This is a genomic window from Sphingobacterium sp. Lzh-3, assembly GCF_046764375.1.
In the GTDB taxonomy this organism is placed as follows: Bacteria; Bacteroidota; Bacteroidia; order Sphingobacteriales; family Sphingobacteriaceae; genus Sphingobacterium.
In genome coordinates this window covers 1,067,965-1,080,323 of record NZ_CP177226.1, presented here as the reverse complement: position 1 = coordinate 1,080,323, position 12,359 = coordinate 1,067,965, and the positions used below count along the sequence as shown (strand labels likewise).

The following is a 12,359-nucleotide window of genomic DNA, read 5'->3' as shown; positions in this document are numbered from 1 at the left end:
TTTTGACATGAATTAAGAATTTAAACCCTACAGCGATGATAAAGAACTTCATAAAAACCGCATGGCGAAGTATTTTTTCGAATAAATTCTACAGTGCCATTAATATTTTAGGATTAACCGCAGGAATGGTTGTGGGGATATTCCTATTGCTATGGATACAAGATGAGCTGTCCTTTGACCGATTCCACAAACATCAGCGCTCCATTTACAAAATTGGAATAGAAGGAGGAACGGGGATATCAAAACGAATCTTTGGATCCATCATTGCTCCGGTTGGAAATTTTGCAAAAAAGGAAATTCCTGAAGTCCAAGATGCAGTCCGTATTTTTAAGATTGGAGATGCCGCGCTTAAATACAAAGAGAAAAGGTTTAATGAAAAGAATTTTGCGTTTGTAGACCCCAGTTATTTTACTATTTTCGATTTTCCATTACTTCAGGGCAATTCAAGTCAACCTTTTCGTGATAACAATTCAATTGTCATCACCCAGCGTACCGCACACCGTTATTTTGGCGATGAAAATCCAATTGGAAAAACCGTAACGTTGGGTATTGAGGATCTTTGTGTTGTCTCAGGTGTGATTGCCGATTATCCTGAAAACTCAACCTTTCAATTTCAGGTATTGCTTCCTATTTCAAGGTTTAACGAACAGGCCTACATTAAAAATAAAACGACCTATGATAATAAGACCTTTCTATCTTCCATGGATGAAGATTGGTCCAATTTTTCATTCGAAACCTATCTGCAGCTGAGGCCTGACGCAAATCTTGCCACAGTTTCAAAAAAGCTACAGGCGATACACGAAAGGAACAAACCTGAGGATGCCCCTGTCCCATACGTTACACAAGCACTCGCAAAGGTGCATCTCTACCAAATGGATGGGAGTGATGCAGGAATTGACAATGTTCGAGTTTTTATAGGTGTAGCGATTATGATTCTTGTAATTGCAAGTATTAACTATATCAATCTTTCTACTGCACGGTCGTTGTCGCGCGCCAAAGAAGTAGGGATACGTAAAGTTATCGGCGCAGGTAAAAAGGAACTTTTTTTCCAATTTATATTGGAAACAACCATACTATTTGTCATTGCATCAGCATTGGCACTTGCCTTCGTATTTATTGGTCTCCCCTTATTTAATAATTTCTCGGGGAAGCAGATTTCCATACAACTCTTGAATCCTACACTATGGATAAGCGTGCTGATCATGCTTGTGGGAACACTTGCACTTACAAGTATATACCCTGCCCTGCTTTTATCGAAATTTGATCCGATTAAAGTACTTAAAGGCCGATTTACCATAAAAAATTCCAGTGCACGAAAAATATTGGTTGTGTTACAGTTCACAGTTTCGATCATCCTTATTACGCTAACAATTGTTATTGGCCGTCAATTGGATTTTATAAAACATCAAAATTTAGGCTACGAAAAGGATCATATTATTTCAGTTGCTATGGCACCAAAAATGTCCAATCATTTTGATGCTGTCAAAACCGAACTTCTAAAAAACAAGGATATTGATGATGTTATCCGTCTTGGCCGGGATATGGTTTATGGTGGTGTTTCAACTGGGGACAACGATTGGGAAGGAAAACCCAGCAAATCAAATCTTTGGTTCAATATGACATACGCCGATCAATCTGCACTTAACTTTTTTAAGATAAAACTTACGCAAGGTCGTAATTTTACGGGCTCCATAGCAGATTCAACACATTTCATAATCAATGAATCGGCAGCGCGGGAAATGGGGCTAAAAGATCCGATTGGCACGCGCTTACGCATTCGAACAGTTACGGGAACTATTATTGGGGTTGTAAAAGATTTCAATTATGCGAGCGCTAGACAAAAGATTGAGCCTATGGTATTCCAATATAGCCCGAAAGATTGCTGGCAACTATACCTTAAAACAACAACTTCTGGTACAAAATCCGCATTAAACTCCTTGCAACAGATCTGGAAAAGTTATTATGATGATATGCCGATGAATTACAGCTTCCTGGACGAAAGCTATCAAAAGCAATATACGAATGAGCAGAAACAAGGCTCCTTATTCAATTTTTTTGCCCTGATCGCCATCGTCATCTCCTGCTTAGGACTCTTAGGACTATGCACCTATACAGCGCAGGTTAGAACCAAAGAAATTGGTATCAGAAAGGTCCTTGGCGCTACGGTATTCGGTATTATACGATTGTTAAACAAAGAATTTTTACTGTTAGTCATTTTAGCCAACGTCATTGCGGTACCAATCGCTGTATATTTCAGCATAAACTGGCTCAATGGCTTTGCCTTCAGAACGACTCTCCCATTTACCATATTTCTATATGCGGCGGGGATAACCATTGCTATTGCATTATTTACGGTGAGTTTCCAGTCCATCAAGGCGGCATACGCCAATCCTGTAAAAAGCTTGCACGATGAATAGTTTATATTTGAGAACCAATACAACACCATAAGATGATTCGATTATTCCTAAAAACAGCGTTGAGAAATTTGAAGCGCAGTCCCTTAAATACGACAATTAATATTTTGGGATTAGCACTAGGGTTTACTGTTGCTCTGATAAGTACATTATGGGTACTGAAACAATTTTCTTTTGATAAGCATTATAGCAATTATCAGCATATTTATCAGGTCATGATGACTGGGACTTTCAATGATGAGAAATCTACTGATCGCTCCACCCCTATTCCCTTGGTCAAAACGATCGCGTCTGATTTCAAAAATGAAATGCAAGATGCAGCACTGGTCACGAATATGGAAAGCAATAATCTTAAGGTAGGTGATAAGAAGCTTAATGCACCGGGGTTTTACGCCATGGGAAAATTTGCCGAATTATTTTCTCTCGAATCTGTACAAGGAAATAGTACCACACCGAGCAATCCATCGACCATCATAATTTCAGAATCCTTAGCAAAACGACTGTTCGATAAGGTAGATATCATCGGGAAAACACTTCAATTAAATGGCAAAGAACAATATACTGTTCAAGGTGTTTATAAAGATATTCCCGAAAACAATACTTTTTATGGCTTAGATTATATATTGCCCTTTGTCGATTATCTTGCAAAAGACCAAGGTATTGAAGAAAGCTGGTCCAGCTGCTATTTCAGCACTTTCGCCAAGATAGACAATGATGCCTTTGTTCCTGCTTTGGAAAATAAACTAACAAATATCATCAACAAAAAACTGACGGATATAAAACCTGAGATCCTGTTACATCCGATGTCCAAATGGCATTTATATGATTCGTTCAAGAATGGAAAGAACGTTGGCGGACAGATTCAATATGTATGGATGTTTGTTTGGATAAGCGTATTCATCATTTTATTGGCCAGTATCAATTTCATTAACCTGAGTACGGCAAGAAGCCTAAAAAGAGGAAAAGAAATCGGGGTTTTAAAGTCTGTTGGCGTCAATCGCCGGCAGCTTATTGCAGGCTTTCTTGTTGAGTCAATCCTCGCTGTAGCCTGCGCATTTTTGTTAGCTGTTCTATTCGCTACATTGCTTTTGCCTTGGGTCAAAACGATTACACATACGACACTGCATATCCCTTTTGCCGATATTCGTTTCTATGGCTACTCCCTAGTAGGAATAGGCGTTATAGGTCTTTTAGCAGGTATGTACCCAGCTTTATTTTTATCGGCATTTAATCCTATTCTTGCACTTAAAGGTAAAATCAACAGCCGAAAAGGCGGATCAAGAAGTAGAAAGGCAATGGTCATCGTGCAATTTGCTATTTCTATTTTCCTGATGATATCCACTTATCTGGTGATTCAGCAACTGCATTACACAAAGGATCGTCCAATAGGTTATAAAAGTTCAAATTTGATAAACATTACTTCATCCAATTCAACTATCGTCAAAAACTTTGATGTACTTCGAAAAGAGCTGATCGGTCAGCGTCTTGTGGCAGATGCAGCCCTTTCTTCCAACTTTGTGAACCACCTATCCTTAACAGGTGGTGGCTTTAATTGGCAAGGTAATGATTCCAAAGACGGTGCGATCATGGGGATCTTCACCGTAGATGAAAACTTCGCGAATACTGTACAGTGGAATTTTATAAAAGGGCGCAATTTTTCAAAAGATTTCAAAACAGATTCAACGGCTGTTATTCTAAACGAAGCGGCGGCCAAATTTATGGGAGTTACCGATCTAAACAGCAAACAGCTTTCACGTGCCGGTATCAATTACCACATCTTGGGTATTATTCAAAATACGCTTTCCGAATCTCCTTTCAAATCCATTACACCGACGGCTTATTTTCTAAAATTTTTACCAAAGAATAAAATAACGCTTCAACTGGATGAAAATCAAGATCCCAAACAAAACCTAAAAGCGATTTCCACAGCGTTCAATCGCATAGATCCTGATCTCATTTTTGATTATACCTTTACGGATCAGGAATATGCCAAAGAGTTCCAACATATGGAAATGATCAAGAGCTTAACCAGTTTATTTACAGGGTTGGCCATACTCATTTCATGTCTTGGTCTCTACGCGCTTGTTTCCTTTCTTACGGAGCAACGAGAAAAAGAAATCGGTATTCGTAAAGTATTGGGTGCATCAGAACTTGGCTTGTGGCGACTACTTTCCACAGAATACATTTGGCTCACAGGCATTGGCTTTTTACTCGCAGCCCCTTTAGCTTACCTCTTGATGGAATCTTGGCTTGAAAACTATGTCTACCGCATATCTATTACTTGGACGGTCTTTGCTATCACAGGCTTAACCGCACTAATCATCACCTTATTAACCGTTAGTTACCAAGCGATTAAAGCAACATTAGCAAATCCTGTAAAAACCTTAAGAAGCGAATAAGACCAATTTGTTCGGGGACGGACACTATACTGTCCGTTTCCGAACATTTAAAACCGCCATAAAAACACACCAAAAACTTAAAAATCAATACATTATATTTATGGCAAACGAATTGAACTACTTGGCTTTGCTATTTTTCGAATAACGGAGTCTTCTACTAAAGCGAGCTAAGTGACAAGAATATAGCCTAATTAACAGTCTAAATGCTCATAACCATGTTAAAGAACTATTTTAAAATTGCTTGGCGGAATATCAGAAAAAACAAAGGATTTTCTCTTTTAAATATGTTTGGCCTCAGCATCGGAATAACATGTTTCCTATTGTTGGCAGCGTATATATACCATGAATCCAGTTATGAGCGTTTCCTTCCCAATGCAGACCGTCTTGCTTATCTTAGTCTTACCTATAAATCGCCGAATAGCACAGAAGAAGTAAATTCCTCGGTTACACCGACCGGTTTAGCTCCGGCTTTACAAGCTGAATTTCCAGATGTAGAGCAGGCAACCAGATTCTACAGCTATTCCAAAGGCGGTAAAATAGAATCCAAAGAGGCACTAATAACTGAAAAAGACCTACTTTATGCTGACCAAAATGTTTTTAAAACTTTAGGTTATACCTTTATTGAGGGGGATTCGAAAGTAGCATTAGCAGCGCCCAATCAGATTGTATTGACAAAGAAATTAGCAGAAAAATATTTCCCGAATCAATCGGCTGTTGGTCAAATCCTATCCATCGATAATGTCAACTGGAAAGTAACTGGCGTCATAGAAGACCTACCAACCAATACACAAATGAATTTTTCTGCGCTCCTGTCCAACAAAGGATTGGAACGTTATAAAGAAATGGCCTGGTCCTCTGCCAATGATGTTACCATCGCTCTTCTAAAAAATAAAGATCAGCTCAATATCGTCCAACAGAAATTGGATCAAATGACAAAATCCAAATTTGCAGAAGCGACAAAACAGGGTTATCAATTTCGATTCGTAGCTGAAAAATTGACTGATATCCACCTACATTCCAAAGCAGCCGGGTCCGGAAACATTACCTATATCTATATTTTAATAGCATTAGGTGCTGCGCTCATTGTGTTAACTTGCATCAATTTTACAAATTTGGTTCTAGCACATGCACTTGAACGAAAGAAAGAAATTGGTGTCAAGAAAGTTTTAGGTGCCGCAAGGAAAACGATATTCTTTCAGTTCTTTTTTGAATGTAGCATCATGGTCTTTCTAGCGGTTGCTTTTAGTCTTCTGACTACAGTACTTTTATTACCCGTATTCGGTTCATTTATGGGTACCGAAATGAAATTAACCGTATGGACTGACCCTCGGTTTTATACGATTTTACTTGTTTTCATAGCCTTGTTGACGCTGCTGTCAGGTGGCTGGCCAGCCTATTCAATAGCAAGCTCAAAACCTATTTCCATTTTTAAGCGAAAATTGACCGAAAGACAAAGTGGTATATCTTTGAGCAAGATACTCGTTACTTTTCAATTCAGTATCTCTATATTTTTTATTATCTGCACCTTATTTGCGAGTAGACAGATGGATTTTATCCAGTCTAAAAACACTGGATTGGATCGCTCTGATATGTTGGTCATTGATGGCCGAGGATGGCAAGATAAAGAAAGGCAGCTATTAAAAGAAAAGTTAATACAACTTAATAGTGTTCAAGGTGTAACGGCTTCCTATGATAATCCCGTGAATATCCATGGGGGGTACACTGTTGGCGAAGTAGAAGGCCAGCCTAGCGATTTTGAGATGAATGTTACTGCAATCCCAATCGAAAAAGATTTCGTCTCCGTGTTTCACATTCAGTCTGTTGCCGGCGAACCGCTTTCAGATACCGACATCTTACGTGCACGGGATAGCATATCACCTGAATATAGTTTCGTTGTAAATACACTAGCGGCATCTGCCATGGGCTTTACTCCTCAACAAGCTATCGGAAAGAAAATCAACTTAAACGGACGTAAAGGAAGCATCAAACAGGTCGTAGCCAGTTTCAACTTTGCTTCATTACACAACGAAGTCAAACCGATCGTACTCTTTCCCGAGTATTATTATTTTGGCAACATCTTTATTCGGCTCAATCCAGATACACCAATTAAAGATGCATTAGCTCAAATTAAGTCTGTCATCAAAGATATTGACTTAAAAAATAACTTCGAGTATCATTTTCTCAATGATGACTACAACAAGCTGTATCTAAAGGATCAACAAACAACACGGGTCATGCAGCTATTTTCCATCATTACAATTGCTATTGCCTGCATGGGATTATTTGCATTATCTGCATATGCCGTACAACAACGCTTCAAGGAAATAGGTATACGTAAAGTACTCGGTGCCTCAACGACCAAGATTGTCAAGATATTAAGCATTGATTTTATGGTTTTAGTCTGCTCTGCCTTGCTGATTAGTATACCATTGGGATGGTTTGCTATGCATCGCTGGATAGAAAATTTTGCCTATCACATTACGTTGGACTGGTGGGTATTTATCCTAGCTGGAATCAGCGCATTACTGGTATCATTTATAACCATCAGTTTTCAAACTGTAAAAGCAGCAACCACCAATCCCGTGGATAGTTTAAGGGATGAATAATTGTAGAAGTAGTTATTAAAAATAAAGACATCTGATAAATAACAAGCTGGGCCTTTAAAATTCAAGTTTTTTCTATTTATCGATAAAAATACGACAGATATGCTTAAAAATTACATCAAAATAGCATGGCGGAGCCTGATGAAAAACAAATCCTTCTCCTTGATTAACATCATTGGATTGGCGATCGGTATGGCCGGAGCATTACTTATAGCACTTTGGTTGCAGAACATGTTAACCATGGACCGCTTTCATGAAAAGGGTGATCGCCTGCACGTATTGAGCAATCGTGACGAATTTCAAGGCGAAAAATCAGCCTGGGCCTATACACCTAAAATATTAGCACCCTCATTGGCTGCAGATTTTCCAGATATCGAAGCTTTTACCAGATATAATGAGGGGTCTCAATTTTTAACAACATTTAAAGAAAAGAAATTAATTGCAAACACGGTTTTTGTAGATCCTGGTTTTTTCAAGATGTTCTCGCTTCCTTTTGTGAAAGGTGAACAGAATATTAAGTTTGATAACCCAAAGGGTCTTGTCCTTACAGAAAGTTATGCAAAAGCTCTATTTGGCGGCGAAGATCCTATCGGAAAATCCGTTAAAATAGATTCGGTTAATCAGGTCTCCGTGCAAGCGGTACTCAAAGATCTTCCGAGCAATTCAAGTTTCAAATTTGACATCCTCCTCCCATTTGAATATGCAAAAATAATCGGTTATGTAGACGACAACTGGAGCAATAATTCAATAACTACTTATGTCCTGTTAAAAGAAGGTACTTCAGTCAACGCATTTAACGACAAAATCAGAACCTATCTGAGAGATCATATCAATACGAGTAATAAAGCTGCCGGTTATACTTCTGCAAGAAATACGGGTGAGATTTTTGCCTTCCCCTATCCAGATTCTTTCCTTTACAATAGCGGAAAAGGAGGAAATTATACTTCCGGACGTATCGATATCGTCAAGCTATTTGCTTGGATCGGTGTATTTATTTTATTGGTGGCAAGCATCAATTTTATGAATTTGAGTACGGCACGTTCCGAACGCCGTGCGAAAGAAGTCGGTGTCCGCAAAGTAATCGGGGCAAATAAGACAAGCCTAATGGCGCAGTTCCTGGTTGAAAGCATATTAATTAGCCTGATCGGCATGGTACTAGCTACGTTACTTGTTTTTATTGTCCTGCCATTTTTTAACGAGCTGGTGGGAAAACAGCTAAGCCTATCGTTATTAAACTTATCAACCTGGCTTTTTTTAATTGGTTTTGCCTTATTTACGGGTGTGTTAGCGGGTACCTACCCGGCCTTTTTCCTTTCTTCATTTCAGCCTATCAAGACCTTGAAAGGGAAATTTGTTTCTAAAACAAGAGGCCTTAGTATTCGCTCACTTTTAGTCGTCATTCAATTTAGTCTCGCTATTATATTGATTATCGCAACAGTCATTGTCGCGAAACAAATCCAATATACCAAACAGCGCGACCGAGGTTACAATGAAAATGGGCTACTTTATAGCAGTATTCAAGGAGACTTGGAAAAGAATTATAAAATCCTGCGGGATGAGTTATTAGCCAGCAATGCGGTTGTTTCTGTATCAAAGAACATGTCGCCTGTAACAGACTTTTATAGCAATGGCTGGGGATTTACTACCGGCACACCTACCGAAGAAGACAAACGGGTTTCTTACAACCGCTTTAGTACCGATGCCGATGCTGTAAAGAACCTAGGCCTAACACTTATACAGGGGCGGGATATCGATATTTACAAGTTTGCGACAGACAGTACTGCCTTGATTTTAAATGAATCCGCGGTAAAAAGTTTGCACCTCAAAAACCCGGTCAATAGCATTGTGGATGGCGATGGCACCAAATGGACGGTGGTTGGTGTAGTCAAAGATTTTATCATTGGATCACCTTTTGGAGACAAAAAGCCTATGGTGATATTAGGACCGCAAGCCTGGTTTACAACGATTCACTACCGTTTAAATCCAAACAACGCAATAGCGGACAACTTAAAGACGATTGAGTCAATCTTTAAGAAATTTAATCCAGACTATCCTTTTGAATATCAATTCATCGATAAAACCTACGAAGAGAAATTTAAGGAAACTAAAGCAATAGGTACCCTTGCGATGGTTTTTGCTGGATTGACGATTTTTATTTCCTGTCTAGGATTACTTGCGCTGATCGCTTATATGGCCGAAACACGCATGAAGGAAATTGCGGTTCGCAAAGTTCTTGGCGCAAGTGTCACCCAGGTAACCTCTTTGCTTTCGATCGATTTTATCAAACTTGTTGTAGTGGCTATTTTTATTGCGACACCTATTGCTTGGTGGGCCATGGATAAATGGTTACAAGATTACAGTTATCGAATTGAGATACAGTGGTATTATTTTGTCATTGCTGGACTATTGGCTATTCTGATCAGTATGGCCACGATAAGCTATCAAGCAATTAAGGCTGCGTTAGGCAACCCTGTTGACAGTTTACGCGATGAGTAGCCCAAAGTTTAACAACTTTGTTTCGTATAGTTTTAAACCATCAAGAAAGGCATGAATTCATTCAAACTTACTTTTCGCAGCCTCATTAGCAACCGACAATATACCTGGATCAATATCTTGGGCTTAAGTATTGGTTTTTCCTTGTGCCTTCTCGTATTTGCTCTTGTCATTGAAGAAAACTCGTATGACAAAAGCTGGAAAAATGCGGATCATCTCTTTCGGATTGTGACCATAGATTCAACTGCTGGCCTTGAACACCAAATGTCCAGAACATTCGTTAATTTAAGTACGGAACTCAAACAAGTATTCCCGGAGATTCAAAATGAGGCTCGGATAGAATCCAGAAAATATTATTTAAAACCGCATGCAAGCTCAGCACAGCCCATAGGCATACAGGTTTTGGAGTCGGAAATAAATATCTTGGATATGTTGAGCATCAAGGTTCTCGAAGGCAATCCCAAACAGCTGGTCCAAGGAAAAACAAACTTGCTCATCGGCAAAGAATTCAAAGAAAAGTACTTTAAGAACGAAGATGTCATCGGCAAAGTCATCCAAAGTGCCGACCCCTATACCGATCAGCCATCCGATTATATCATTACGGGTGTTATGGATAATCTTCCTTATAATTCAACGCTCAGAGCTTCCGCCATTGCTTTAGTGCCTAAAATATCGATGGAATTAAGCAAAGATGGCTCGGGGTACTACACCGAACAATTTGTACAACTAAAACCCGGAACACCAAGAATAGATCTCGAGCAGAAACTAAATCATTGGTATAAAGGATACCTCAGTCCAAACACAAAACAGGTGACTTCCTTTCGCCTGCAGCCTATTCAGGATATATATATGGAGCCATTAGGCAGTGTAGATATCAGCGGCAACCAAAAAACAACAAACATATTTGTGGGTGTTGCCGTTTTGGTCTTTATTATTTCCTGTATCAATTTTATTAATATTTACGCTGTAAGAACAGTTAAAAAATTAAGGACACTTCATATACATAAAGTATTGGGGGCCAGCCGAACCCAAATGATCAGACGGATGCTATTGGAAACAATCCTACTGTTTTTTATTTCTGCATTATGCAGTTTGGTACTCTTTAAACTTGGATTGTCCCAGCTGGAGCACTTTATAGGCTATGATCTCGCTTATATTAAATCCATACAGCTCCCGTTGCTATTGGCATTTATGATGACTGCAATTGCCCTTGGCCTGCTAATTGGTTTTTATCCAGCATGGCTGATCTCCGGTATTAAGAGTTCAGATGCCTTAAAAAATAAGCTATCAAAAATTCCCAATGCAGAAGTCCTTATCAAAAAAATGCTTATCACAACACAGTTTAGCATTGCCATTATCGTCATCATTGGCCTTATAACAATCAAGTCCCAACTCAGCTATATGCAAGCAGCTCCCTTGGGAATGGAAGTCAAAAATGTGCTGAACATCGATTATTTTAACAAGGGTACACAAAATACAAATATAAAAGATCGAATTGGTCAACTTACCGGGGTTGAATCGGTCAGCGTCGCTGCCTGGACGCCGACAATCGGGTCGGGCTACCTTGCCAAGACAATCGTCGACAAGGACGATCCAGGGAAAAATATCCAAGTCAGTTTCATCGGTGGCGATGTCGATTTGTCCAAGACTTTGGGAATCCAGTTGGTTAAAGGTCGATTATTGACTCCTGAAGATTATACGCCTGTAGAAATGGATCTGGGAGAAGACGATGGTATCAATAATGCCCTTGTGACGGAAAGTACGGCAAAAAAGCTTGGGATAGACAAACTCGGTATCCTGTATAAGGACCTTCAAATTATCCCCGTTGGAATCATTAAAGATTTCCATAGTGAGTCTTTTCGTAGCAAAATAGTACCAACAGTGATTTTGGCAAAAGATTTCAACGGAAACGGCAATATTCTGATAAAAGTAGGGAAAGGACAAGAACAACAAATCTTTCGATCGGTATCTCATATTATACAAAATACCTATCCTGATAAACACGTTTCCTTCAATTGGATAGATGATTTGATTGCAAAACAATATGAAAAAGAGAGCAAGCAAGTGCAATTATTTATCCTATTCAGTGCATTGACATTGTTGATCTCCGCCTTAGGAATCACAGGATTGATTATGCAAAATCTCGAACAGCGCACCAAAGAAATTGGCATACGCAAAGTCCTAGGCGCAACAGTGCTCGACATATCACGTCTCTTTTCAAAAGATTATCTCATCTTATCCACCTTGGCTATTTTTATTGCCAGTCCAATAGCGGGGTATTTTTCAAAAAAATGGTTCGAAGATTATGCGTACAATGTGGGCGTACAATGGTGGTTCTTTATTCTTGCCGCGCTTGCCATCTTTTTGATCAGCATCATTACTGTCAATTTCCAAACAATACGTGCCGCACTAAACAATCCAGTAGATAGCTTACGAAACGAGTAAATATT

The 12,359-nt window shown here is 39.1% G+C and carries 5 protein-coding genes; all 5 read left to right on the top strand.

What is annotated here, in order from left to right:
• The first annotated feature begins 35 nt into the window (after window positions 1-35).
• The 5 genes from ACLCDV_RS04390 (at window position 36) to ACLCDV_RS04370 (ending at window position 12,354) form a co-directional block, all read left to right on the top strand.
• Window positions 36-2,417, top strand: coding sequence for an ABC transporter permease (locus ACLCDV_RS04390; protein WP_333576164.1), 2,382 nt, complete (start codon window positions 36-38; stop codon window positions 2,415-2,417).
• A gap of 32 nt (window positions 2,418-2,449) precedes the next feature.
• Entirely contained in the window at window positions 2,450-4,813 is a 2,364-nt protein-coding gene (locus ACLCDV_RS04385; RefSeq protein ID WP_411972986.1) for an FtsX-like permease family protein, read from the top strand.
• Window positions 4,814-5,028: 215 nt separating this feature from the next.
• The gene (locus tag ACLCDV_RS04380; protein ID WP_411972985.1) at window positions 5,029-7,419 is read left to right on the top strand and encodes an ABC transporter permease; all 2,391 of its coding nucleotides are present in this window, start codon (window positions 5,029-5,031) and stop codon (window positions 7,417-7,419) included.
• Window positions 7,420-7,518: 99 nt separating this feature from the next.
• A complete protein-coding gene (locus ACLCDV_RS04375; RefSeq protein ID WP_411972984.1) occupies window positions 7,519-9,912 on the top strand; it encodes an ABC transporter permease in 2,394 nt (797 codons plus the stop codon).
• A 51-nt stretch (window positions 9,913-9,963) separates the two neighbouring features.
• Window positions 9,964-12,354, top strand: coding sequence for an FtsX-like permease family protein (locus tag ACLCDV_RS04370; RefSeq protein ID WP_411972983.1), 2,391 nt, complete (start codon window positions 9,964-9,966; stop codon window positions 12,352-12,354).
• Window positions 12,355-12,359 lie beyond the last annotated feature (5 nt).

What these genes read in the sequence shown, in the direction of transcription:
- ACLCDV_RS04390 (WP_333576164.1), top strand. Translation starts at nt 36, where the DNA reads ATGATAAAGAACTTCATAAAAACCGCATGGCGAAGTATTTTTTCGAAT.
- ACLCDV_RS04385 (WP_411972986.1), top strand. Translation starts at nt 2,450, where the DNA reads ATGATTCGATTATTCCTAAAAACAGCGTTGAGAAATTTGAAGCGCAGT.
- ACLCDV_RS04380 (WP_411972985.1), top strand. Translation starts at nt 5,029, where the DNA reads ATGTTAAAGAACTATTTTAAAATTGCTTGGCGGAATATCAGAAAAAAC.
- ACLCDV_RS04375 (WP_411972984.1), top strand. Translation starts at nt 7,519, where the DNA reads ATGCTTAAAAATTACATCAAAATAGCATGGCGGAGCCTGATGAAAAAC.
- ACLCDV_RS04370 (WP_411972983.1), top strand. Translation starts at nt 9,964, where the DNA reads ATGAATTCATTCAAACTTACTTTTCGCAGCCTCATTAGCAACCGACAA.